The organism is Mesorhizobium sp. M9A.F.Ca.ET.002.03.1.2 (assembly GCF_003952365.1).
Classification (GTDB): domain Bacteria; phylum Pseudomonadota; class Alphaproteobacteria; order Rhizobiales; family Rhizobiaceae; genus Mesorhizobium.
The window spans coordinates 3,777,745-3,800,190 of record NZ_CP034443.1; the positions used below are offsets into that span (position 1 = coordinate 3,777,745).

Consider the following 22,446-nt stretch of genomic DNA (forward strand, 5'->3'; position numbering starts at 1 on the left):
AGATCCGAATTTGCGAGCGCACGTGGCCTCGAGCTTGCGCAACCGCTAGTCGAGATCGCCGGAAGAGGCTTTGATCCAACGCAATGAACGGGCAAGATCGTTTGGCGATTATTACCATGAACGGGAGACCAGAGGGTGACCATCCGAAATCTCGAATATGCGGTCGGCCCGAAGTCGGTTGCCGTCTTTGGCGCGTCCGTGCGTGACGGTTCCGTTGGCCGTGTCGTTTTCGACAACATCGTCAATGGCGGCTTCGAAGGCGAGATCTGGCCGGTCAATCCGAAATACTCGCAAGTGGCTGGTCGGCCCTGCTACGCGACGGCCGCCGACCTGCCAGGAATTCCCGACCTCGGCGTCATCGTGACGCCGCCGGAGACGGTTCCCGGCATCGTGCGCGAACTCGGTGAAAAGGGCACACGGGCGGCGGTCGTCATCACCGCCGGCCTGACGCGCGAGAACGGATTGCGCCAGGCGATGCTCGACGCTGCCAAGCCCACTCTTTTGCGCGTCATCGGTCCCAATACGCTCGGACTGATGATCCCGCCTGTAAAGCTCAACGCCGGGTTCGCGCACATGGCAGCCAGGCCCGGCAACATCGCGCTGCTGTCGCAATCCGGCGCCATCGCCACATCGCTGATCGATTGGGCGGCGGACAACAATGTCGGCTTCTCCCAGATCGTCTCGCTGGGCGACATGGCCGATGTCGATGTGGGAGACTGCCTCGACATGCTGGCGGGTGATGCGCGGACGCGGGCCATCGTAATGTATCTCGAAACCATAACCAATCCGCGCAAATTTATGTCAGCGGCACGGGCGGCGGCGCGCATCAAGCCGGTCATCGCGATCAAGTCGGGCCGGCACGAGCAGTCCGCGAAAGCCGCGGCGACCCACACAGGCGCGCTGTCGGGCGCCGACCGGGTCATCGAGGCAGCACTGCAGCGCGCCGGCATCTTGCGCGTCAAGGGACTGGCCGAGTTGTTCGATGCCGCTGAAACGACCGCCCGTTTTGCTCCGCTCGAACGAGCCCGCGTCGGCATTGTGACCAATGGCGGCGGTGCCGGCGTGCTCGCCGTCGATCGGCTCATCGACTGCAAGGGCGAACTGGCCGCGTTTTCACCGGGAACGATGGCATGTCTGGACGCCGTGCTGCCGCCGACCTGGTCGCATGCCAATCCGGCTGACATCATTGGCGATGCCCCGCCCGAGCGCTACAAGGCCGCGGTTGAAGCCGTCGCGGCCGATCCGGGAACCGACGTCGTTCTCGTGATGAACTGCCCAACGGGGCTCGGCTCACCGCTGGCCGCGGCGAGGGCGGTCGCCGAACTCACCGGGGAGGGCAAAATCGGCGGGAAACCGGTCATGACCTGCTGGCTTGGGGAAAGCACGGCACGCGACGGACGACGAATCCTGCAGGATGCCGGCGTGGCCAGTTTCGAGACGCCTGCCGACGCGTCAACCGCGATCTCCTACCTGAGCGATTGGTCGCGGGCCCAGCGGTCGCTGATGCGCACGCCGTCGAGCCGCAGCGAGGACACGATCAGCGATCGTAAAGCCGTGCTTGCCATATTCAGGCAGGTTGCCACGGAGGGCCGACGAATGCTGACCGAGCCCGAAGCCAAGGCGGTGATCTCCGCCTATGGCATTCCGGTTCCCGAGACCGTTGTCGTCAAAACCGCTGACGAAGCGGAAAAGGCTGCAGGCCGGCTTTTGAAGGAGTCGGATCAGGTCGTCGTCAAGCTGCTGTCGAAGGCGATCTCGCACAAGTCCGACATCGGCGGCGTGGTGCTCAACCTCGCGACCGCCGCCGCAGTCGGCGAGGCCGCCCGATCGATCGAGGCGCGCGTGCGCAAGCAAGCTCCGCAAGCCACTATCGAAGGCTATGCCGTCCAACCCATGATCGCGCGAAAACAGGCGCAGGAGCTCATCCTGGGCGTGAGTCACGATCCGATCTTCGGTCCGGCCATCCTGTTCGGTGCAGGCGGCGTCGCGGTCGAGGTGATGGACGATACGACGATGGCGTTGCCGCCACTCGACGATGTGCTTGCGGGCGACTTGATCGAGCAGACGCGGATCGGCCGCTTGCTTGCCGGGTTCCGCGATCGCAAGCCGGCGGATCGTGGGGCAATCGTCACGGCGCTCAATGGGGTGTCGCAGATGATTGTCGACTTTCCGTGCGTCGTCTCGTTGGACATCAATCCATTGCTGGCCGACGCCGACGGCGTCATCGCGCTCGATGCCCGCATCGAGATCGAGCCGGAGCGCGTGGAGGAGCAGGGGCCTAACCCCGCGCTCGCGATCAGGCCCTACCCGTCAGGTTGGGAAAGGGCGTTTTCGGCGGACGGTGGCCACTATTACATCCGGCCGATCAAGCCGGCCGATATTGCGCTCTATCCGCAATTCCTCGCCAGCATATCGCCGAACGATCTGCGCCTGCGTTTCCTGTCGCCGCGCAAGAATTTTTCGGACCAGATGCTGAAACGGCTCACCCAACTCGACTATGATCGCGACATGGCGTTCGTCGCGCTGGAAGCGAGCAGCGGCGCGCTGGCGGGTGTCAGTCGCCTCTCCTGCAATCCGGACCGCACCGTCGCCGAATACGCCCTGCTCGTGCGCACGGACCTGCAAGGCCATGGTCTTGGCTGGGAGTTGCTCAGCCAGATCGTCGATTATGCAAAGGCGGACGGGATCGGTCGGATCGAAGGCATGGTGCTCAGCGAAAACATCAGGATGCTGGCCATGTGCCGCGAATTCGGGTTTTCGATCGCGCATCATGCCAGCCAGTCAGGCCTGTCGCTGGCGACGCTGGACATCGGTTGAAGCCTGAAGTGCATAGCGGACCGTTGCGCACCCTCGGGGTCAGGCCCGAGGGCAGGCTTTTGGGCGGCACGCATTATCGCCGTCAGGATGCTGTCTTGATTGGATCGCCCCGTGCGGAAGCAGAAGCGGCCGCGTCCGAAAAGTCCGCCAACTCCGCCGCGATGTCGGCGAGTTTTCGATCGGCGTCGACCTTGCGCCAGGCGGATGGGGCCGCATTTCGTTGCAATTGCCGCGACAGGATATCGACGGTTGCGTCGGAAGGACCGCCACTGCGCTCGCTGACCCGTCGCCAAAGAACGAGCGGATCGGCCTCCAGCCAGAATCCGGCGAAAGCGACGGCCCTGTCGCTGGCCGCCTTCTCGATTCGGTTACGATCTGCCGGCCTGTCGAATACGGCGTCGGCGACCACCGAACCACCCTCGGAAAGGATCAGGCCGGCGCGCCATGCCATTTCGCCGTAGACGCGATCGGACACCTCCGGTCGGTAAGCCCTGTCCGGCAGTTTCGTTTCTGCAGGGACCCCATGCATGGCTTTGCGGATGCGGTCGCTCTCGACAATGCGCGCACCGGGCGGCGAGCCGATATGTGCGGCGAGTGCCTCGGCGACGCTCGTCTTGCCGGAGCCGCTCAAGCCTCCGATGGCGATCACCCGGGGTGACTTTGCCTGGAGAAGCGTTCGGGCGAGCTCGAAATAGGATCTGGCCTCGGCAGTCAGCCCGCCGGAAACAGCACTGCCTTCCTCTATCTGGGTTGCGATGACGTGCGCGCGCACCGCGGCCCGCACTGCCATGAAAAAGGGCAGCAGGATGAAGCCGTCCTCGTCGTCTGCTTCGTCGAGGTAGCGGTTCATCACCAGGTTGGCGAGTTCCGGAAAGCCGCGATGCCAAAGGTCCATCAGCAGGAAGGCCAGATCGTAAAGCATGTCGATGCTGGCGATCTGGTCATTGAATTCGATGCAATCGAAGAGGCGGGGTTCTCCATCGAAGAGGCAGATGTTGCGCAGATGCAGATCGCCGTGACATCGCCGGATCTTGCCTGCTGCCTCCCGCCGGTCGAGCAGCTCGGAATGACGGGCGAGGGCAGTACGGAAGGCCCCTGTGAAAGCCTTGATTTCGGCTCTATCGAAAACATGGCTGGTGGCAAAGCCAGCTTCGTTGATGTCGAGCACGCCTGCCAGGTTCGAGGATCCGCTGCCGCTGTGGATCACCGGCGCACCGCGATGATAGCGCACGATCATGCGCGCGACCGCCGTCATCAGCGCAGGCGTCAGTTCGCCGCCGGCTGCCATTCGGTCGAGGAGCTTCGACTGATCGAAGCGAACCATTTCGATCGCCGCATCGACCACTTCGCCGCTTCCGTCGAAGGCGAGCTTGCCGCCGGCCTCTCGCGTGACGCGCCGCACACCCAGATAGAGGCCGGGCGCGGTCTTGGCGTTGAGCTCCACCTCCTTCTCGCAAGCGGCGAGCCGCAGGGCCGGGGTCGAGAAGTCGACATAGGGAAGCTCGACGGCTCGCTTGATCTTGTAGGCGCGCCGGCCAATCAGGAAGATACGCGAAATATGGGTTTCGATCGTCTCGACAGGCCCGGTCTCGCCATATGCGGCGGGATCGAGCAGAAACGCGATCGTGGCCTTTTGGTCGTCAACGATCATTGTCTGTCTCCTGTTGGCGTGCGGCCGCCGGCCAAAGGCGATATCGGAAGAAGCTCCGCCTGTGCCTATCGCTGCAGTCTCTGGACATAACCGGCCAGTTCGTGGATCCGTTCCGTGGTGACGATTTCTCCGGCGTTTGGCCCATATTTCTTGGCGTCCCCGGGGAGAAATTGGCGGCCCCAAACCGGCATGTCGCGCTGGCCATGCTCAGGTAGGACGTAACGGCCATCGATCACCGCAAAAACGCGCCAATAGGGGAATTCGCCGCGATTTTGTTTGGAGAGCTGTGTCAGGTCGGCTGGACGCTTCAGCAACTCATCGCCCAAGGGGCCGTCGCCTTTGCCCTCGGGACCGTGGCAGACCGCGCAGGAGTTCAGATACTCCGCCTCGCCATAGCTCATTTCCTGTGCCGTGGACGCCTGGCAAGCCAAGGTTGCGAGAGCTGCCGCGATCAGGAGTTTCATCTGCGTGTCCACCGGTTGATGGGCTGAAGCCTATAGTGTCGGCACCTGGTCACGTTGATACGGATCAAATGATGCGCTGCGACGTTCTTTGACTCAGCGCAATGACCCCACCGAGCCGTCTCGTTACTGTTGCAATTGCGATTGGATCTTGATGCGAAAACGGGAGCAGCCACCATGGCTTTCAAAAAAACGATACTTGCGGTTACGGGACCGAGCCAGGGTGACGGTGATCTCAAACTCGCCGCCGATCTGTGCAACGAAATCGGCGCCCATCTTGCTGTTCTCGTCGTTGCCATTGCTGCGCCGCCACCAGTCGGAGAGTATGCCGCGGTCGTTTCGCAAGCTTGGCTCGAGGAGCGTCAGGCCGACGAGGATCTGTTGAAGAAGCGAGCCGCTGCCGTGTCGGCTCTTCTCGCCGGCCGGGGGCTTTCGGCCGATGTCTCCAGCGAATATCCGGAAGCCGGCTGGGCCGACGAAACAATCGGCCGCCGTGCTCGCTACGCCGACGTTACGGTGGTTGGGCCGGAGTTGCTTGCCGGCGAAACGCTGAAAAGCAAAACGATCGAAGGCGCATTGTTTTCTTCGGGAAAGCCTTTGCTGCTCATCCCGCAGGGCGCGCGCCCGACGCTGAAGCCGAAACGCGTGCTGATCGCCTGGGACGCCCGTCTGGAGTCATCGCGTGCCGTCCGCGAATCTCTCGACGTGCTGATAGGCGCCGATGAGGTGCACCTGGTCATGGTCGATCCGGTGGAGGACCAATACCACCATGGGGCGGAACCCGGAGCCGATGCCGCTGCCTATCTCGCGCGGCATGGCGTGAAAGTCATTGTCGACCGGCTGCCGAGCTTGAATCATTCAGTAGCCGACGTGCTTCGTCGGCACGCCGTCGACATCGCCGCCGACCTGATGGTCATGGGCGCCTATGGTCATTCCCGGTTGCGCCAGCGCATCTTCGGCGGCGTCACCAACTCGATGCTTGAAGATCCGTCGATGCCGATCCTTATGGCGCGGTGACGATCGAGGACTGAAAACGGCTGGGCTGGCGCGATCTGCTGCCGGCCCTTGTTTTTGGAGGATTCGTCACGTGCTGTTCTGCGGCCTCGAACTGGAAAACAGCTACTCGATTGCTTCCCGGCCCGACACCTGCTCGATGTGGATCCGGTAGAAAACGGGCGGCATGCTGTCCGAAACCGGGGGTGTAACCGGCTTGAGGGCGCCAGGCTCCCACCAGTCCGCGTGCTTGCTCAACACCGACCATGCATGATCGCACTGAACCTTATGGCCGATCCGATCCGGCAGCTCTTCGTACCGGCCATCGACAACCACGCTTCTCCAGCCGCGCCCTTGGCCGTGCTCCTCGACCTGGACGCATACCAACGGATTGGCCCGCATCCAGTCGACCTTCTTGCCCGGCATGGAAAACGCATAGAGATGATTGTCCGCGTGGGCGTAGTTGACGCACACGACGTAGGGTTGCCCGTCCTTCGCGCATGCCAAGTGGCCGACACGATTGGCCGCCAGCAATTTCGTGCATTCCAAGGCAGAAAGTGTGCGGATCAGCATCGTTGCGATCTCCTATTTTTCTCGGCTATCCGTGTCGTTGTTTCTCTGACCGTGCCTGAGGCGCGCTTCTGATTTCGGTGCTGGCCGGCTTTTCGCGACTGGACGGCCTCGTCCACCGCGGCGATGACCTCGTCGTCGGAAAGCTGAGGGAAATACAGATAATGGTAGCCAAGCGCGCGGAACTGCCCAGGCTGACTGAGGCAAACAACACGGTCGGCCTCCCGAGCGAGCTCAGCCACCGTGTCCCGCGGCGAAACAGGAACCGCTACGATGATTTCCCGAGGTGACCGGCGCTTGAGCGCGCGGATCGCGACCTTCATCGTCGTGCCGGTCGCGGCCCCGTCATCCACGATGATCGCGGTCTTTCCGGCGACCGACAAGCGTCTGCATTTGCCCCGATATGCAGTGCGACGGCGTTCGAGTTCAGGGCGTTCAACGGCGATCAGTGCATCAAGATCGGCATTGTCCAGCGAGTAGGCCTCAACAATCTCCCGGTTGAGCACTATGTCGGGTGGATCGCCGTCCACGATCGCTGCGACAGCCAGTTCCGGATTGCCCGGTGCGCCAACCTTGCGGACGATGAGCAGGTCGAGAGGCGCCCCCAGGGCTTTGGCCACTTCCACGGCGACAGGAACGCCGCCTCGCGGCAGCGCCAGCACCACGGGCTGGCGCAGTTGAAGCTTGCCCAGTTCGGTGCCGAGCTTATCCCCGGCTTCCTGCCTGTCGCGGAACATCGATCAGTCCGCCGGCCAGAGTTGACGAAACGACGTCTTCATAGCGTGTTTTACCTACACGATCTCGCCACGGGATACAGATATATGGCGGCCCAGGCGCTTGAACACCGCGTCGTTGCTCGCGACGTTGAAATCGACTTCGTCGGCCTCATGCCTTTGGGCCAGATCCCAAGCGAACGAGATACACGGTGCGGCGATGGCGTCCACATCCAGCTGAACCATAATCGTCTTGAAAGACATCGCCCTGGCCCCTTCTGCATCTGGCACGAGAACGCCACGAAAAAGGATCAACGGCCTTGATGCGTGTCAAAAGGGCAAGAGATCAGGGTGGTGCTGATTGTTCAGTGCCTTTGGCAAAGGTCGGTGCATGTTGACCTTGATCAACGACGCGTCGCGGGCTGGCGTTAGTGTTGTCGGGCAAACAGCCACGTCCCGTAGCCACGGACCACAACGGAGCGACAATCATGCAGACTCAACCCGAGCGGTCGCAATTCGCCCTGCAGCCCTCGCCGACGAGCAATGGCCACCGGTTCCTTCTTGCCGCAGTGGATCTTCAGGCTCAGGCTTTCAAGGCAGTGATGCGCTACCAGATCGAGACGCATTCCTTCTTGAAACATCGCTGCGAGCAGAACGTCAAACTGGCGGACGATCTCGTCGCTGGCAACGAATTCAACGACGCCTTTGATGTGCTCAGCGCCTTCTTTCAGAACGCCACCTCGGACTATGTGATCGAGGCCGGCAAGGTCGCCTCAATCGGCTCCAAACTTGCCTCGGAAACAGCCAGGCACGTTCGTAGGGGAGCAGAGACCACGATTGAGGATTTGGCCGCAAGCACGGTGGGCTGACCGATGGAGATCAAGCCGTCGATAGCCAGCCGGGCAGGCGTTCTCGATGAAGCTTAGATTCCCGACCTCTGTTCCGGCGTACGCTGCGCGTTCGGCAATCCTTACTGCAGCGTTTGGGCTGCTTACCGCGTGGGCGAACGCCGATCCTATATCGCGCGGAAAAGCGTTGCTTGAAGTCAATTGCGCTCGATGCCATGCGATTGGAAAAACAGACAAGAGCAGCCATCCCGACGCACCGGCATTTCGTACGCTCTCGCAGCGCTATCCGCTCACCGATCTGGAGGAGGCATTCGCCGAAGGCATTTCGACCGGCCATCCCGACATGCCCGAATGGGTTGCTAGCCCCGATCAGATTGAGGCAATCGTCGCCTATATCGGGAGCCTGCAGCAACCGTGACCGCTGCCTAGGCAGAGCAAGCGGATAGGGCGGGGCCGTTCTGGTCGATACTTTGCAGAAACACCCGCCCCGGGATGCGTGATCGACCTGCGGCTGTTTGCGGCGCCAACAGCACAGCCGCAAGCGTTGGGCTATGGCAACATACGGTCGGCGGCCCGGAAGAATGTCCGTGCGTGCGCCACGATCTGCGCTTCCGTGGGATGGTCCGCCGTTTCGACGCCGACAATGCGACCCTTCATATGTGGATGATGGCTGCGAACATGTTTGACCAGTTCGTCCTTTGCCGATCCCGGTCCTACGATCAGCCACTCCTTTGCCGGTTGCAGGGCGCTGACGATATCATGGTAAAAAGACTGGTTTTCCGGCGCGCGCTTTCCATCGATGGTTCCCGCCTTGTTGTGGGTTTGGTGATGCGTCAGCGTGGTTGCAAGCCTCAGGCTTTCGGCGGTCTCGCGATCGAAGAAGAATACCTTGGCTTCGCGATGGTCCAGCCACGCGACGGCATGTCGAGTCTGCATGTTGATACGTCCTTGGATTGCTGTTGAGATAAGGCATGGTCCTGAGCTGTCAGACGTCGAGCGCCCTCAGCCCGGCCGCGGCCTGTCGTCCAATGTTGCCAGAACCGAGCCAGGCTCGATAATGGCATTCACGGTGGCGACGATCGTCGCGCGTCCGGTTGCCGGCGCGACGATCTCGTGCAGCGCATCCTCAATTCGAACTTCCGCTATGCGCTCGCCAGCCTTGATCGCAGCACCGCTGGCGATGAACCACCGCTCCACGATGCCCTCCGGCAGCATGCTTGATGCCCATAGTGCTTCATCGATCTTGATATCCTGCATAGCGGTTCTCCTTTGAACCGGGACCATATCCCACCCGCCGAGGCGGTCATTGATCACGATCAAGGTATCGGTTCGGCATTCCCAGGCGGCGACACGCATAGCTGCAGGTCGATCTCGGCTAAGCAATTTCGGAAATGATTCAAATCAAGGCGGGACCTGCCGCCTCTACGCATTATGCGACAATGTGGAAACCAATTCTAAGCGCTCCGTTCGATCGGGATCTCGAACTCGCCGTCCTCAATGAAGACGGCGAACACGCGCTTGTATTTCCCTGCATAAGGGGACGGGAGGGTTGGAAGAACGCCGCGACCGGCGCGCGGGTAGACATCCACCCGACCCACTGGCGCGACTGGACGTCGGAGAAGGTGCCGGCAAACGCCGACAAGTCCCTCGGCGAATTTCCCTAATATTTGGATTCCACGACCAATGCCATGCGCACGAGATGCGACAGGCTGCTCGCGCCCATTTTGCTCATCACATTGGCGCGGTGGATCTCGACAGTGCGCGGGCTGATGCCCAGGTCATAGGCGATCGTCTTGTTAGCCAAGCCTGACACAAGGCCATCCAGCACCTGTCGCTCCCGCTCCGACAGCGTCGACAGACGGCCGTTGATCTCCGCGGATTGAGGGTGAACCGCATGCACCGGGTTGCGGTTGTCCAATGCGGAGCGAATCGCATCGATCAGCAACTCGTCGTCAAACGGCTTTTCGATGAAATCGGCAGCACCCTCCTTCATCGCCTGAACGGCGAGCGCGACATCGGCGTGACCCGTCATGACAATGACCGGAAGCGTATGTCCACGGGTTCTGAGCTGCCGCAGGAACTCGATGCCGTCGATGCCGGGCATACGCACATCGGTCACGATGCACCCATCGAGATTGCCTGTCGCCGTAGCCAGAAAAGCTGTCGCCGATTCGTACAGGCGCACAGCGAAATCAGCCGTCGCCAGGAGAAAACCAAGCGACTTGCGAACGTCCACGTCGTCGTCGACCACGTGCACAAGATTATCGGCCATCGGCGACCTCTTCTTTTTCAACGATGCGCAAGGTGAATCGGAAAGCGGTTCCTCCTGTCGGCATTGCTTCGGCCCAGATATGGCCGCCATGCGATTCGATGATAGTACGGCAAATGGAAAGGCCTACACCCATACCCTGCTTCTTTGTTGTGACAAATGGTTGAAACAGCTGGGCCGAGACTTCAGGCGCGAGGCCGGTGCCGGTGTCGATCACACTCACCTCCGCCATGCCATCATCCCTGGCAACAGTCGTGACGTGCAGCTCGCGGCGAGGCGCTTCGTGCATGGCTTCCACGGCGTTGCGCATCAGGTTGAGCAGAACCTGCTGAATCTGGATGCGGTCGGTCAAGACCAGTTCGGCGGCGGGATCAAGCCTGTAGCTGACGCGCACATCTATTTCTCTTGCCCCGACCAGGGCCAGGGACGCGGCCTCTTCGATCACTGACGGCAGGCGTTCGACCTGACGCTCGCTCTCGCCTCTTGCGACGAAGTCCCGAAGGTGGCGAATGACGTCTCCGGCCCGCAAGGCTTGGTCGGCCGCCTTTTCAACGGCCTCGCGCAGCATCGGTGCATTATCATCCGTGCTTTTTTCGAGAAGCCGTCGGCTGCCTTTGAGGTAATTCGTAATGGCCGTGAGCGGCTGGTTGATCTCATGCGCCAATGTCGAAGCCATTTCGCCGAGCGCGGTAAACCGCGCCATGTGGAGAAGCTCCAACTGCTGCTCCTGTATTCTGGCTTCCGCCCTGTGGCGTTCGGTCAAGTCGCGGCAGAAGCCGGTAAAGAAGCGGCCGGTGCCAGGATGCATCTCGCCGACGGAAAGCTCCATAGGAAAGGTCGAGCCATCCTTACGCATTCCGGTGACCGTGCGGCCGAGCCCGATGATCCGGCGCTCCCCGGTCGTCAGATAGCGGTGCAGATAGGCGTCATGCTCGTCGCGATAGGGGGCGGCATGAGCATTTTGACATTGCGGCCGATGACTTCGCCCGACTGGTAACCGAACAGCGTTTCGGCAGCCGTGCTGAAGGATTGAATGCAACCTTGTTCGTCGATGACGACCATTGCATCGGGCACCGTCGCCAGGATCGAGCGCAGATGATCTTCGCGCAATTGAAGGGCAGCATTTGCAAAGGAAAGCTCGCTGACATCAGTGCCTTCGACGAAAATAGCCGTGACGCGGCCATCGTCGGCCTTGATGGGCTGATAGACGAAATCGAGGATGCGCTCTTCGGTCGGTCCCTCGTCCGTGTTGCGGAGGGCGATCTTGATACCCTGACCCCTGTAGGGCTCGCCGGTTTCGTACACCTGGTCGAGCAACTCATAAAAGCCTTGGCCTTCAAGCTCGGGCAGGGCCTCGCGCACCGACTTTCCAACTACTTGCCGGTGGCCGATCAGCCGCTGATAGGCAGCATTGGTCAACTCGAAGACGTGACCCGGCTCACGCAACAGCGTCATGAAACCCGGGGCCCGCTCGAACATCAGGGCCAGCCGGTCGCGCTCGGCCGCGGCCCGCTCTTCGTCGCGAACGCCGGTCGACAAGTCAGGTGTTCGTTTGTTGTCCAAATGAAATCCTTTGATCGGGGAACCCGCGTCTAATTATCACTGATCTCTCTTCCCGCAATGCAAAACCGATCAAGGCAGGGAGTCGCAATTGAGTAAGCAGGTAGTTTTTTGACACGCATCAAGGCGCCGAGCGCCAGCCGATGCATTTCATCATTGCATTCAACCGCTCCATCGAAAGGTGTCCGCAATGTCCTACAAGTCGATCATCGTGAACCTCGCCGTGGATGCACCTCCCGCGGCCATGGTGAAGGTCGGGGTCGAGCTTGCGGAACGGTTTGGAGCCCATCTTATGGGCCTGGCGGCAGCGGATGTCCCACCGCTGGTCGCGACCGGCGACGGCATGGTCTATGAAGGCGAGATCATGCAGATCCAGCGAACCGAGATCGAAAAGCGGCTTGCCGAACTGCGTGCTGAATTCGAGAGGCTGGTTCCGGCTTCGATCACGAGCGAATGGAGGCAGGCCGTCTGCAGCCCGACCCGCCTCCTCAGCGTTTCCGCCCGGGCAGCCGACCTCATCGTTACCGGCAGCGGGGATGGAGAAAATGTCTATCGCGCTGTGGATATCGGCAGCCTTGCTCTCGGCGCCGGCCGGCCGGTCTTGGTCGCGGCGAACAACATCGAACACGTTCCGGCAAGAACCGTGCTTGTTGCCTGGAAAGACACCAGGGAGGCGCGACGGGCGATGGCGGATGCACTGCCTTTTCTGACCAGGGCCAACGAGGTCGTCGTCGCCACGATAGATACCGACCGCGACGGAAGCATTCGTGATAGCCTCGCCGATGTCGCGGTCTTTCTTGAACGCCACGGCATCAAGGCGCGAACCGAAATGATTGCCGGCGAGGCCGATGGCGACCGGCTGTTGACACTCGCGCGCTCGATTCAGGCGGACCTGATCGTCTCCGGTGCCTATGGTCATAGCCGTCTGCGGGAATGGGCGTTCGGCGGCGTAACCCGTACGCTGATCGCACAGAGCGGCATCAATCGCTTCATGTCGTTTTGATGGGGTGTAGCCGGTCGCTCGACAGAGGGCGGGGCATCGACAGACGGAACATGTCCCGTTCAGCCTGCCTCCGATGATATGCTGCATGACGGAGGCGTGAGGCGATGGCGAAGAAAAGTGCGGGCATCCTGCCTTACCGCAAGTCAACGAACGGGTTGCAGGTTTTGCTTGTCCACCCGGGCGGCCCGTTCTGGCAAAACCGCGATCTCGGGGCCTGGTCCATTGCCAAGGGCGAGTATGGCGACGACGAACAGCCTGAAGCCGCGGCGCGTCGCGAATTTGTGGAGGAAACCGGCTGGAAGCTCGAGGGAGCGCTGCTCCCCCTGGGAGAGCTGCGCCAGCGCGGAGGCAAGCTCATTACGGCCTTCGGCGTCGAAGACGATTTCGACACCGGCACTTTGCGAAGCAATATGTTCGAGATGGAATGGCCGCCGCGCAGCGGCCGCATGCGGTTCTTTCCGGAGATCGATCGCGCAGAGTGGTACGGCCTCGATGTGGCTCGGGAAAAGATGCTTGTCGGCCAGCGGCCCTTTCTCGACCGGCTTGTGGTGTCCGTCTAGAAGCCCCAAGGCCGACTCCTCCCGTCAGCTTGGTCGTGCTTGATCGCAATGCCTAAGAAACCAAAATGACGGACACCGGCCCGGCACAGAAGAGATTGTCTTTCACGGCTTTGACGCCGGCGACGTTTTCGGCCGCGACAATGGCTGCATGGCGCTCGCGTTCGTCGAAGATGGCGCCGCTCAGCTCCACGACACCTTTGTCCACAGTGACGCTGATCATCTCGGTACTGGCCCATTTGTGAGCCGCCAGTTCGGCAATGATGTTCTGGCGGATCTGTTCGTCGCCCATGGCCGTCGAGGCCGTGCTCGGTTGGGCGCGAAGCAAGGCACGGAGAAGATCGGAGCGGGCAATAATGCCGACAACTTTCCCGCCGTCGACGACCGGGACGCGTTTGACGTGATGGCGCGTCATCAGCTCGACGATCTCTCCGAGCGACGCGCTGGGGGATGCGGTGACGACGTCGTCTGACATCACCTCATCGACTCGCCGCCCATTGGCGTGGACATACTCATCGGCAGCTCTTCCCGGACTGACGAAAAACTCCAGCCAGCGCGAGCGCTTGGCTTGCGTGTCGAGTTCTCCCCGGCGCAGGAAATCGCCTTCGCTGACAATCCCCACCAGCGCGCCGTCATCGCGAATGACGGGAAGGCCGCTGATCTTTTTCGAGAGCATCAGCGCTGCCGCATCGGCGACCGACGCCGACGGTTTGATCCCGATAACCGGTGTTGTCATTATGGCTTCGGCTTGCACGCCAACCTCCACAGATGCCTTTCCCTGTTTATCGAGGTCTTGTGCGCTACGTGCCTTGATCTGAGTCATTTCAGGGATCGGCCGACGACACAACCAGACGAGCGTAAGCCGTTCTCGCAGGATAGCCTCGCTCCTTAGCTCGGCCTGTCATCCGGATCGATGAGGATCCGCTCGGCGGCTCCGTCGAGATCCTCGTATTGACCACTCCTCAAGGCCCACAGGAAGCCAAACAGCCCAAGCGCGCCGAGAAACAGAGCCACCGGTATGAGATAGACGAGCGTCGTCATGAGGATTGTGCCAATGAGCTGACGTTGGAATATCTGTCCTGCGGCGCAATCCTTTCCGGTGCGCTTGGCGCAAAGCCTTGCAGGCGCAGCGCATTTCCGATGACCAGCAGCGACGAGGCGGACATCGCGATCGCGGCGATCAACGGCGTGACATGCCCCAGAATGGCGATCGGCACGGCAACAGCGTTGTAGACGATCGCGATGGCGATGTTCTGGCGGATCAGCCCTCCGGCCTTGCGCGAGACGTCCACGGCAAGGGGTATTGCCAGGAGACTTACGCGTAGGAACACGAAATCCGCGGCGTTGCGGCCAATGTCGGCGGCGGTGGCTGGAGCGATCGAGACATGTGCTGCGCCCAGCGCGGGCGTATCGTTGAGCCCGTCGCCAACCATCAGAACCTTGTGGCCGGCTCGCGCCAGCGCTTCGATGCGTTCGACCTTGCCGGAGGGAAGCAGCGCTGGAACAAAGCGGTCGATACCCAACATTCCGGCGACTTCGCCACAGGCGGCCGCAGTGTCGCCCGACAGCATTTCCACCGACACTTGAGCTTCGTTCAACTGCGCTAGGGCGGCCCCGGCATCGGCACGCAGCGCATCCTCGAAAACGAAGGACGCGACAATGATCCCGTCTTTCGCCAGGACTGTTCCGCCATGCCCGCTTTCGCCACCGGTTCGAGCCTTCCACCCGGCCCAGCCGCGCCGGCCAAGCCGCCAGGTGCTGCCCGCGGCGGTGGCTTCGACCCCAAAGCCGGGGTGCTCGCTGACGGATTCGAGGTTCGGCTGACCGGCAAAGCCCGCAGTGCCGGCTATGGCCCTTGAAAACGGGTGGCGGGAATGCGCGGCCATCGCAGCCGCGATTGCCAGCATGGCCGGATCGATGGACGTCGCGTTGACGAGCCGGGGCTGTCCGAGCGTAAGCGTTCCCGTCTTGTCGAACACCGCCGTATCGATTGCCGCCAGGCGCTCCATGGCCGAACCGTCCTTGACCATGACGCCGCTTTCGAACAGACGCCGCGCCGCGACCACCTGCACGATCGGCACGGCGAGGCCGAGCGCACATGGGCATGTTATGATGAGAACGGCGATGGCGATCGTCATTGCCCGGTGCCAGTCGCCGGTGGCCGCCATCCAGCCAAGGAACGTCACGAAGGCGGTCAGATGGACGACCGGAGCATAGAGCGCTGAAACGCGGTCGGCGATACGGCGATAATGCGCGCGACCGCCCTCGGCGGCTTCCATGAGCCGAACCATTTCGGCCAGGAAGGAATCCTTCGCGGCGGCTGTGGCCTCGATGGTCAGCGGGCCGGTGATATTGAGCGTGCCGGCCTGCGCGGCTTCCCCCGACGTCACGGTTCTGGGTGTGCTCTCACCGGAGACCAGGGAACAGTCGAGGTCCGAAGTGCCTTGAATGACCTTGCCGTCGACGGGAATCCTTTCGCCGGCCGCGATCAGCAGATGCATGCCTGGTTCGATCTCGTCAACCGGCAGATAATCGCGCGAACCGTCGCCGCGCAGCACCATGGCGCCACGCGCTGCCAGCCGTGACAGGCCGTTGACCGCGGTCCGCGCACGCTCCCGCATCACGTGATCCAGTGTGCGGCCGATCAACAGGAAGAACAGCAGCGATACCGACGCGTCGAAATAAGCGTGGTCGCCATGGTTGATGGTCTCGTAGAGGCTCATCGCGTAGGCAAGCGAGACTCCAACCGCAATCGGCACGTCCATGTTCATGCGGCCGTGACGCAACGCATTCCAAGCCGAGCGGAAATAGATGCCACCGGCGAAGGCGAGCGCCGGGATGGCGATCAGCGCCGAGACCCAATGGAACAGGTCTCGGGTCGCGCCTTCGGCGCCGGACCAGACCGAGACCGAAAGCAGCATGATGTTGCCCGCCGCAAAGCCGGCGACCGCCACGGCCCGGATCAGCTCCGAAAGCGTTTTATCCTTCTCGCCAATCTCGGGGTCGAACAGATGCGCCGGGTAGCCCATCCGTCCAAGTGCGGCGACGAATGGCGGAACCTCATCTCCACGCCACCGGATCGATACCCGTTTCGTCGACAGGTTGACACGAGCGCCCTCGACGCGATCGAGCTTTCCGAGAGCCGTCTCGATCGTCTGGATGCAAGCTGCGCAGTGAACCGTCGGTACTGACAGATCGGTCTGGCGAAGGTCGCCGCCAAGCGAGCGGCTTGCCAGCCTGATCTCCTGGCTCGACGGCAGGGCGGATGTAATCCCGTTCAGATCCAGCGCTATTTCAGCGCCCGGCGCACAGCAGCTCATTGCAGCGCTCCTTGCGAAATCATGATCCGGCGAACGTCGCGATAGGGCTCCGTCAGACCGGCATCGGCGTCGACTTCGACGATCCAGACGCCATCCCTTGGCAAGTGCTGCGCGGCAAATTCCTGGTCCGAGGCGAGGGCGAGAGTGACGGCCCTGTCCCCGGCCTCGTAGGCGGGATGACGAAACAGTATCTTCACGCCATGCAAGGGAACCGGCTTGCCGGTGGCATCGCTCAAGCTGTAGCGGACCTCGCCCGAAGCGATCGTCAATTTGCCGGTCCAGCCGAGCGCCGCCTGCGCGCGCCCTTCCTCGGCCTTTCGGTTGAATTGCTGGCTGGCCACATAGGTGTTCTCGACGACCAGGCCGGTCCAGCTCGTGCTGGCGAGTGTCGCCATCGTCAGATTGACCGCGATGATCACGCCGAAAAAAGCGAGAATGGTGACCAACATGTGCCTGCCGGTGAATTCGCGGGATTTTTGCGTGTTGGCGCTCATCTGGCGGTCTCCGGCGCGTTGAAAGTGGCTGTGTATTCGTCCGTTTCGAAACTCGCCTTGTCCTCGACGCGGAATTTGAACGTTTGCGTTGCGCTTCCGGCCTGGTCCGCCGGCTGGCGCACGAAAACCTTCAGCGTCTTCAGCCGGTCGGGTTCGACCGCGACGGCGAAGGACCGGTCTGCGGGAAGGTCGACACCAACGACGCTCATTTCGGCTCCATGCAGGCCCTGCATCGTGACGACGATCGTCCTTGGCTCGGGGATCATGTTGAGCAGCTTGACGGTATAGCCGTTGCGGATCGAACCGTCTGACAGCGTAACGAATTGCGGATTGCGGTCGTGCAGAACGTTGACCTCGAGCCGGTCGCGGGTCAGCAGCGAATAGAGCAGCGCAAGGCCGACCGCCGACCATGCGCCCATGTAGATGAAGGTGCGCAGCCGAAATATCTTGCGGATATGGAAATGGGCTAGTTTGTCGGAGAAAGCGCCGCCATCGGTCCGGACGAGCGACGGGTTCACCGAGCAAGAGCCGCCTGCGGTCGCCACCGCCATGTTGGCATTGTAATCGGACAGCGTTGCGTAGGAGATCAGGCCGCGCTCCTTGCCGAGTTTGTCCATGACGCCGTCGCAGGCATCGATACAGAGCGCGCAAGTGATGCATTCGAGCTGCTGGCCGTCGCGAATGTCGATCCCCATCGGGCAGACGGCGACACAGGCATTGCAATCGACGCAGTCTCCGACCAACTGCCCCGCGGCCTGGACCTTCTTGGCGTGACGCGACCGAGGTTCGCCGCGCCAGTCGTTGTAGGTCACAGTAAGCGAATTTTCGTCGAGCATGGCCGCCTGGATGCGCGGCCATGGGCACATGTAGGTGCAGACCTGCTCGCGCATCAGTCCGCCGAATGTGTAGGTGGTCGCCGTCAGCACGGCGATGGTGAAGTAGGCCACGGGCGCGGCGGTGCCGGTGAAGACCTCGCCAATCAGCGTTGGCGCATCGGCGAAATAGAAGATCCAGGCGCCACCGGTCGCTACCGCTATGATCAGCCAGATGGTGTGTTTCGATACACGCAGCGCAAGCTTGCGCGCGGTCCACGGTCCGGCGTCGAGCTTCATGCGGGCGTTACGATCCCCCTCGATCGCGCGCTCCACAACCAGAAACAGATCGACCCATACGGTTTGCGGGCAGGTATAGCCGCACCAAGCTCTGCCAACCGTGGATGTGATCAGGAAAAGGCCGATGCCGGCCATGACCAGAAGGCCGGCCACATAGTAGAATTCCTGCGGCCAAATCTCGATGAAGAAGAAATAGAAGCGGCGGTTGGCAAGATCGATCAGCACGGCCTGATCGGGAGCAAACGGACCTCGATCCCAGCGCAGCCAGGGCGTCAGATAATAGATGCCCAGCGTGATCGCCATCACCAGCCACTTGAAGCGGCGAAAACTGCCCGAAGCCCGCTTGGGGAAGATCTTCTTGCGCGGTGCATACAGCGGCTGGCGGACCTTTGCGGAGTTGACCGCCTCGGCTTCGAGCCGTTCTACCTGCGTGTTATCCAGCACGAGCATCTCCAGTCGCGCAGCTTACGAATTCGGGGCGCGCGCAGTCGAATCCTGGCCGGTGCGCGAAATGCTGCGTTGGACAATCCTTGCCGCAGGGCAGGCTACCGCGCGTTGATGCAAGTCAATTGCTGGACGCCGGAACGCAGTCGAGGCCCGGGCAAGCCGGGCCTCGTCGCCTTGGTGGTGAAGGGCCGAGAATAGGCCCCCCTTTTTCTATTCTCCACCACCTAGCGAATGAATGTAGACCGTGAGCTCCTTGACCTTGGTCTCGCCGAGGCGGTCCGCCCAGGCCGGCATCACGCCGTGTTTGGGAGCGCGGACCTGCGCGGCGATGGCTGCTTCGCCGGATCCGTAGAGCCAGATCGCATTGGTCAGATCGGGCGCACCGAGCTCCTTGTTGCCTTTTGCATTATCGCCATGGCAGGCCACGCAGTTTTCCGCGAAAACCTGGGCGCCGGGCTCAACCAGACTTGCATTTTGAACCGGGCCGGACAGGCTGGCGACATAGGCGCTGACCTGTGCGATCTGGTCGCCGGTGATAATTTCGCCAAAAGCCGGCATTTCCGACAGGCGTGTCTCCGCAGCGGACGCGAAGCGGATGCCGTGCGTGATCGTTTGCTGGATCTGCTCGACCGTGCCGCCCCACAGCCAGTCGTCGTCATTGAGGTTGGGAAAGCCCTTGGACCCCTGGGCTCCGGAGGCGTGGCACTGCACGCAATTGACCTTGTACGCAGCGCTGCCGGCGGCAACAGCGAATTCGCGCAACGCATCGTCGCCGGCAATCTCCGAGACGGTTTTCGATTGTACCGCCGCGGCATATTTGGCCTTGGCGAGTTCGGCAGCGGCAAGCTCGATCTTGACGTCGTTGCGGCTCGAATAGCCGAGCACGCCCTTGGTCGCCGAGGTCAGCATCGGCCATGCCGGATAGGCGATGGTGTAGGCGATCGCCCACACAATGGTGATGTAGAACGTTATGACCCACCAGCGCGGAAGTGGGTTGTTGAGTTCCTTGATGCCGTCCCACTCGTGGCCGGTGGTGGCGACGCCCGACACTTCGTCGATATGCTCGTTGCTCATGATCAGTCGTCCTTGAGAGGGATCCGGGCGGCTTCATCGGCCTGCTTGCGGCTCCCGGGGCGGAACGCGAAGGCGACCGTGCCGACGAAGAAAAGTGCCATGGCAAGCAGGCCCCAACTGTCGGCGAACTCCCGCATCAAATTGTAATCCATCGTCTTTCTCCTCAGCGGTAGCCGGCGGCTTCGTCGTAGGTCTTGAAATCGACCAGCGTGCCGAGCATCTGCAGGTAAGCGACCAGGGCGTCCATCTCGGTGACCTGTTGCAGGTTGCCGTCGAAGTCGCCGAGCTTGGCCTTCGGGTAGCGGCCCTCCAGGTCGGATGTGTCGGCATTGGGATTGGCCTGCGCCGTCAGATCATCTCCGGCGTGAGCGATCATGTCATCGGAGTAGGGGACGCCGACGCGCCGGTTTGCGATAAGGTGCGTCGAGAAGTCCTTCACGTCGATCGCCGTATCCTTCAGGAAGGCATAGCTCGGCATGATCGATTCCGGCACCACCGAGCGCGGCTCGGCAAGGTGCTGAACGTGCCACTCATTCGAGTAGCGATCACCGACCCTGGCGAGGTCCGGCCCCGTGCGCTTCGATCCCCACTGGAACGGGTGATCGTACATCGACTCGGCCGCCAGGCTGTAGTGACCATAGCGCTCGACCTCGTCGCGGAACGGCCTGATCATCTGGCTGTGGCAGAGATAGCAGCCCTCACGCACATAGATGTTGCGTCCAGCGAGTTCGAGCGGCGAATAGGGCCGCATGCCTTCGACTTTCTCGATCGTGTTGTCGAGATAGAAGAGCGGTGCGATTTCGACGATGCCGCCGACCGTCACCACCAGGAGGGAACCAACGAGAAGAAGCGTGGCGTTCTTCTCGATGATCGCGTGTTTGTCCATCAAGCCCATTCTCTGGCTCCTTATTGTGCAGGCTGAAGGGCGGGGGCGGAGCCCGCTATCGGTTCCTCCTCGCGCTGGTAGCCGAGGATCGTCATGGTGATGTTCCAGGCCATGATCACGGCGCCGGCGAGATACATCGCGCCACCCACCGCGCGCATGACGTAGTAGGGATGCATGGCGGCCACAGTCTCGGCGAACGAGTAGACCAGGAAGCCCTGCTCGTCGTACTCGCGCCACATCAGGCCCTGCATGATACCGGAAACCCACATCACCGCGGCGTAGACGACGATCCCGAGGGTCGCCAGCCAGAAGTGCCAGGTGACGAGCCGCAGCGAATAGAGGCGATCACGGTTCCAGAGCTTCGGCACCATGTAATAGATCGCGCCGAATGAGATCATGCCTACCCAGCCGAGCGCGCCGGAATGGACATGCCCGATGGTCCAGTCCGTGTAGTGCGACAGCGAATTGACCGCCTTGATCGACATCATCGGACCTTCGAAGGTCGACATGCCGTAGAAGGCGACTGCCATCACCATCATGCGAATGATCGGATCGGTGCGCAGCTTGTCCCAAGCGCCGGACAGCGTCATCAGGCCGTTGATCATGCCGCCCCACGAGGGCATCCAAAGCATGATCGAAAACACCATGCCGAGAGTCTGCGCCCAGTCGGGCAGGGCGGTGTAATGGAGGTGGTGCGGACCTGCCCAGATGTAGAGGAAGATCAGCGCCCAGAAATGGATGATGGAGAGGCGGTAGGAATAGACCGGCCGGTTCGCCTGCTTGGGCACGAAGTAATACATCATGCCGAGGAAGCCAGCTGTGAGGAAGAAGCCGACCGCATTGTGGCCGTACCACCATTGCGTCAACGCGTCCTGTACGCCGGAGAAAGCGGAGTAGCTCTTCGAGCCCAGGAGCGAGACGGGCATCGACAGGTTGTTGACGACATGCAGCATCGCGATGGTGACGATGAAGGACAGATAGAACCAGTTGGCGACGTAGATATGCGGTTCCTTGCGCTTCAGGATGGTGCCGAGGAACAGGGCGAGATAGGCGACCCAGACGATGGTCAGCCACAGGTCCACATACCATTCGGGCTCGGCGTATTCGCGGCTCTCGGTGATGCCGAGCAGGTAGCCGGTCGCAGCCATGACGATGAATAGCTGATAGCCCCAGAACACGAACCAGGCGAGATTGCCGCCGAACAGCCGGGCGCGGCTGGTGCGCTGCACGACGTACATGGACGTGCAGATGAGCGCATTGCCGCCGAAGGCAAAAACGACGCCAGACGTATGCAATGGCCGCAGGCGGCCGAGGTTGAACCAGGGCTCGATGTTGAGATCCGGGTAGGCAAGCTGCAGCGCGATGACCACGCCGACAAGCATGCCGACAACACCCCAGAACATGGTGGCGATGGCGCCGTAGCGGACTGGCCCATCCATGTAGGCGGAAGGATCGACCGGCGCTGCCGGCGCAAAGCTGGTGTTGCGCAGAAGGACGACGACGAAGCCAAGCAGCACGAGGAAAAGCACCCACATGTGCTGGCGAAACGGCTCGTCCACACCAAAGCCGGCCGCCACGAGCGCCAGGAAGGTGAAGACGCACATTACGACGATTTCCGTGCCAAATCTCATGACATATCCCCGACTCGGATTCCGATGCGCGGACGCCAAT

Annotated in this window: 24 protein-coding genes and 1 pseudogene; 7 read left to right on the forward strand and 18 right to left on the reverse strand. The window is 61.7% G+C overall.

Annotated features, from left to right (window positions below):
• Positions 1 to 135 precede the first annotated feature (135 nt).
• Entirely contained in the window at positions 136 to 2,817 is a 2,682-nt protein-coding gene (locus EJ066_RS18070; RefSeq protein ID WP_126040244.1) for a bifunctional acetate--CoA ligase family protein/GNAT family N-acetyltransferase, read from the forward strand.
• Between the two features lie 82 nt (positions 2,818 to 2,899).
• Here the strand turns inward: EJ066_RS18070 and EJ066_RS18075 are convergent, their stop codons facing one another.
• On the reverse strand, positions 2,900 to 4,468 hold the full coding sequence (locus EJ066_RS18075) for a bifunctional aminoglycoside phosphotransferase/ATP-binding protein (RefSeq protein WP_126040245.1): 1,569 nt from the start codon (positions 4,466 to 4,468) through the stop codon (positions 2,900 to 2,902).
• A 65-nt stretch (positions 4,469 to 4,533) separates the two neighbouring features.
• On the reverse strand, positions 4,534 to 4,932 hold the full coding sequence (locus EJ066_RS18080) for a cytochrome c (RefSeq protein ID WP_126040247.1): 399 nt from the start codon (positions 4,930 to 4,932) through the stop codon (positions 4,534 to 4,536).
• A gap of 174 nt (positions 4,933 to 5,106) precedes the next feature.
• Between EJ066_RS18080 and EJ066_RS18085 the strand changes: the two genes are divergently transcribed.
• On the forward strand, positions 5,107 to 5,946 hold the full coding sequence (locus EJ066_RS18085) for a universal stress protein (RefSeq protein ID WP_126040249.1): 840 nt from the start codon (positions 5,107 to 5,109) through the stop codon (positions 5,944 to 5,946).
• A 102-nt stretch (positions 5,947 to 6,048) separates the two neighbouring features.
• Here the strand turns inward: EJ066_RS18085 and EJ066_RS18090 are convergent, their stop codons facing one another.
• From EJ066_RS18090 to EJ066_RS18100, 3 genes are read right to left on the reverse strand one after another with little or no spacing between them, the layout of a single operon-like run.
• Entirely contained in the window at positions 6,049 to 6,495 is a 447-nt protein-coding gene (locus EJ066_RS18090) for a pyridoxamine 5'-phosphate oxidase family protein (protein WP_126040251.1), read from the reverse strand.
• Complete coding sequence (locus EJ066_RS18095; protein WP_126040253.1) at positions 6,489 to 7,229, reverse strand: phosphoribosyltransferase; 741 nt, start codon at positions 7,227 to 7,229, stop codon at positions 6,489 to 6,491. Before EJ066_RS18095 ends, EJ066_RS18090 begins: the two co-directional genes overlap by 7 nt.
• Positions 7,230 to 7,283: 54 nt before the next feature.
• Positions 7,284 to 7,469 (reverse strand): hypothetical protein, encoded by a 186-nt coding sequence (locus EJ066_RS18100; RefSeq protein ID WP_126040255.1) that lies wholly within the window; start codon positions 7,467 to 7,469, stop codon positions 7,284 to 7,286.
• A 170-nt stretch (positions 7,470 to 7,639) separates the two neighbouring features.
• Between EJ066_RS18100 and EJ066_RS18105 the strand changes: the two genes are divergently transcribed.
• Complete coding sequence (locus tag EJ066_RS18105; RefSeq protein ID WP_245454936.1) at positions 7,640 to 8,074, forward strand: phasin family protein; 435 nt, start codon at positions 7,640 to 7,642, stop codon at positions 8,072 to 8,074.
• 46 nt (positions 8,075 to 8,120) lie between these two features.
• Positions 8,121 to 8,471 carry a cytochrome c gene (locus EJ066_RS18110; protein WP_126040257.1) on the forward strand — a complete coding sequence of 117 codons (351 nt, stop codon included), beginning with the start codon at positions 8,121 to 8,123 and terminating at the stop codon, positions 8,469 to 8,471.
• 131 nt (positions 8,472 to 8,602) lie between these two features.
• Here the strand turns inward: EJ066_RS18110 and EJ066_RS18115 are convergent, their stop codons facing one another.
• The gene (locus EJ066_RS18115) at positions 8,603 to 8,989 is read right to left on the reverse strand and encodes a translational machinery protein (RefSeq protein ID WP_126040259.1); all 387 of its coding nucleotides are present in this window, start codon (positions 8,987 to 8,989) and stop codon (positions 8,603 to 8,605) included.
• A 66-nt stretch (positions 8,990 to 9,055) separates the two neighbouring features.
• Positions 9,056 to 9,367, reverse strand: a complete 312-nt coding sequence (locus tag EJ066_RS18120; protein ID WP_245455218.1) for a lipoyl domain-containing protein — start codon at positions 9,365 to 9,367, stop codon at positions 9,056 to 9,058.
• 77 nt (positions 9,368 to 9,444) lie between these two features.
• Here EJ066_RS18120 and EJ066_RS18125 point away from each other — a divergent pair, with 77 nt between their 5' ends.
• Positions 9,445 to 9,717: a hypothetical protein gene (locus tag EJ066_RS18125; protein ID WP_348629259.1), complete on the forward strand. Its 273-nt coding sequence runs from the start codon at positions 9,445 to 9,447 to the stop codon at positions 9,715 to 9,717.
• On the opposite strand, the gene fixJ is transcribed toward EJ066_RS18125, so the two are convergent.
• Together fixJ and EJ066_RS18135 are read right to left on the reverse strand one after the other, a co-directional pair.
• Complete coding sequence (fixJ, locus tag EJ066_RS18130) at positions 9,714 to 10,325, reverse strand: response regulator FixJ (protein WP_126043949.1); 612 nt, start codon at positions 10,323 to 10,325, stop codon at positions 9,714 to 9,716. The genes EJ066_RS18125 and fixJ overlap by 4 nt on opposite strands.
• A pseudogene (locus tag EJ066_RS18135) lies at positions 10,315 to 11,801 on the reverse strand (PAS domain S-box protein). The gene fixJ and the pseudogene EJ066_RS18135 overlap by 11 nt, the downstream one beginning before the upstream one ends.
• 271 nt (positions 11,802 to 12,072) lie before the next feature.
• Between EJ066_RS18135 and EJ066_RS18140 the strand changes: the two are divergent.
• Together EJ066_RS18140 and EJ066_RS18145 are read left to right on the forward strand one after the other, a co-directional pair.
• A complete protein-coding gene (locus EJ066_RS18140) occupies positions 12,073 to 12,885 on the forward strand; it encodes a universal stress protein (RefSeq protein ID WP_126040261.1) in 813 nt (270 codons plus the stop codon).
• 104 nt (positions 12,886 to 12,989) lie between these two features.
• Positions 12,990 to 13,445, forward strand: a complete 456-nt coding sequence (locus EJ066_RS18145) for an NUDIX domain-containing protein (protein ID WP_126040263.1) — start codon at positions 12,990 to 12,992, stop codon at positions 13,443 to 13,445.
• Positions 13,446 to 13,497: 52 nt separating this feature from the next.
• Here the strand turns inward: EJ066_RS18145 and EJ066_RS18150 are convergent, their stop codons facing one another.
• The 9 genes from EJ066_RS18150 to ccoN form a co-directional block, all read right to left on the reverse strand.
• On the reverse strand, positions 13,498 to 14,196 hold the full coding sequence (locus EJ066_RS18150) for a CBS domain-containing protein (RefSeq protein WP_126043950.1): 699 nt from the start codon (positions 14,194 to 14,196) through the stop codon (positions 13,498 to 13,500).
• Between the two features lie 134 nt (positions 14,197 to 14,330).
• Positions 14,331 to 14,483, reverse strand: coding sequence for a cbb3-type cytochrome oxidase assembly protein CcoS (gene ccoS, locus EJ066_RS18155; protein ID WP_126040265.1), 153 nt, complete (start codon positions 14,481 to 14,483; stop codon positions 14,331 to 14,333).
• The gene (locus EJ066_RS18160; RefSeq protein WP_126040267.1) at positions 14,480 to 16,762 is read right to left on the reverse strand and encodes a cation-translocating P-type ATPase; all 2,283 of its coding nucleotides are present in this window, start codon (positions 16,760 to 16,762) and stop codon (positions 14,480 to 14,482) included. The genes ccoS and EJ066_RS18160 overlap by 4 nt, the downstream gene beginning before the upstream one ends.
• Complete coding sequence (locus EJ066_RS18165) at positions 16,759 to 17,256, reverse strand: FixH family protein (RefSeq protein WP_126040269.1); 498 nt, start codon at positions 17,254 to 17,256, stop codon at positions 16,759 to 16,761. Before EJ066_RS18165 ends, EJ066_RS18160 begins: the two co-directional genes overlap by 4 nt.
• Positions 17,253 to 18,812, reverse strand: coding sequence for a cytochrome c oxidase accessory protein CcoG (gene ccoG / locus EJ066_RS18170; protein ID WP_189644301.1), 1,560 nt, complete (start codon positions 18,810 to 18,812; stop codon positions 17,253 to 17,255). Before ccoG ends, EJ066_RS18165 begins: the two co-directional genes overlap by 4 nt.
• Positions 18,813 to 19,025: 213 nt before the next feature.
• Complete coding sequence (gene ccoP / locus EJ066_RS18175) at positions 19,026 to 19,889, reverse strand: cytochrome-c oxidase, cbb3-type subunit III (protein ID WP_126040272.1); 864 nt, start codon at positions 19,887 to 19,889, stop codon at positions 19,026 to 19,028.
• A gap of 2 nt (positions 19,890 to 19,891) precedes the next feature.
• The gene (locus tag EJ066_RS18180; RefSeq protein ID WP_126040274.1) at positions 19,892 to 20,041 is read right to left on the reverse strand and encodes a cbb3-type cytochrome c oxidase subunit 3; all 150 of its coding nucleotides are present in this window, start codon (positions 20,039 to 20,041) and stop codon (positions 19,892 to 19,894) included.
• Between the two features lie 11 nt (positions 20,042 to 20,052).
• A complete protein-coding gene (gene ccoO, locus EJ066_RS18185) occupies positions 20,053 to 20,784 on the reverse strand; it encodes a cytochrome-c oxidase, cbb3-type subunit II (protein ID WP_126040276.1) in 732 nt (243 codons plus the stop codon).
• Between the two features lie 11 nt (positions 20,785 to 20,795).
• Positions 20,796 to 22,406: a cytochrome-c oxidase, cbb3-type subunit I gene (ccoN, locus tag EJ066_RS18190; RefSeq protein WP_126040278.1), complete on the reverse strand. Its 1,611-nt coding sequence runs from the start codon at positions 22,404 to 22,406 to the stop codon at positions 20,796 to 20,798.
• Positions 22,407 to 22,446: the final 40 nt, after the last annotated feature.

What these genes read in the sequence shown, in the direction of transcription:
- EJ066_RS18075 (WP_126040245.1), bottom strand. Translation starts at nt 4,468, where the DNA reads ATGATCGTTGACGACCAAAAGGCCACGATCGCGTTTCTGCTCGATCCC.
- EJ066_RS18080 (WP_126040247.1), bottom strand. Translation starts at nt 4,932, where the DNA reads ATGAAACTCCTGATCGCGGCAGCTCTCGCAACCTTGGCTTGCCAGGCG.
- EJ066_RS18085 (WP_126040249.1), top strand. Translation starts at nt 5,107, where the DNA reads ATGGCTTTCAAAAAAACGATACTTGCGGTTACGGGACCGAGCCAGGGT.
- EJ066_RS18090 (WP_126040251.1), bottom strand. Translation starts at nt 6,495, where the DNA reads ATGCTGATCCGCACACTTTCTGCCTTGGAATGCACGAAATTGCTGGCG.
- EJ066_RS18095 (WP_126040253.1), bottom strand. Translation starts at nt 7,229, where the DNA reads ATGTTCCGCGACAGGCAGGAAGCCGGGGATAAGCTCGGCACCGAACTG.
- EJ066_RS18100 (WP_126040255.1), bottom strand. Translation starts at nt 7,469, where the DNA reads ATGTCTTTCAAGACGATTATGGTTCAGCTGGATGTGGACGCCATCGCC.
- EJ066_RS18110 (WP_126040257.1), top strand. Translation starts at nt 8,121, where the DNA reads ATGAAGCTTAGATTCCCGACCTCTGTTCCGGCGTACGCTGCGCGTTCG.
- EJ066_RS18115 (WP_126040259.1), bottom strand. Translation starts at nt 8,989, where the DNA reads ATGCAGACTCGACATGCCGTCGCGTGGCTGGACCATCGCGAAGCCAAG.
- EJ066_RS18125 (WP_348629259.1), top strand. Translation starts at nt 9,445, where the DNA reads ATGATTCAAATCAAGGCGGGACCTGCCGCCTCTACGCATTATGCGACA.
- fixJ (WP_126043949.1), bottom strand. Translation starts at nt 10,325, where the DNA reads ATGGCCGATAATCTTGTGCACGTGGTCGACGACGACGTGGACGTTCGC.
- EJ066_RS18140 (WP_126040261.1), top strand. Translation starts at nt 12,073, where the DNA reads ATGTCCTACAAGTCGATCATCGTGAACCTCGCCGTGGATGCACCTCCC.
- EJ066_RS18145 (WP_126040263.1), top strand. Translation starts at nt 12,990, where the DNA reads ATGGCGAAGAAAAGTGCGGGCATCCTGCCTTACCGCAAGTCAACGAAC.
- ccoS (WP_126040265.1), bottom strand. Translation starts at nt 14,483, where the DNA reads ATGACGACGCTCGTCTATCTCATACCGGTGGCTCTGTTTCTCGGCGCG.
- EJ066_RS18160 (WP_126040267.1), bottom strand. Translation starts at nt 16,762, where the DNA reads ATGAGCTGCTGTGCGCCGGGCGCTGAAATAGCGCTGGATCTGAACGGG.
- EJ066_RS18165 (WP_126040269.1), bottom strand. Translation starts at nt 17,256, where the DNA reads ATGAGCGCCAACACGCAAAAATCCCGCGAATTCACCGGCAGGCACATG.
- ccoP (WP_126040272.1), bottom strand. Translation starts at nt 19,889, where the DNA reads ATGAGCAACGAGCATATCGACGAAGTGTCGGGCGTCGCCACCACCGGC.
- EJ066_RS18180 (WP_126040274.1), bottom strand. Translation starts at nt 20,041, where the DNA reads ATGGATTACAATTTGATGCGGGAGTTCGCCGACAGTTGGGGCCTGCTT.
- ccoO (WP_126040276.1), bottom strand. Translation starts at nt 20,784, where the DNA reads ATGGGCTTGATGGACAAACACGCGATCATCGAGAAGAACGCCACGCTT.
- ccoN (WP_126040278.1), bottom strand. Translation starts at nt 22,406, where the DNA reads ATGAGATTTGGCACGGAAATCGTCGTAATGTGCGTCTTCACCTTCCTG.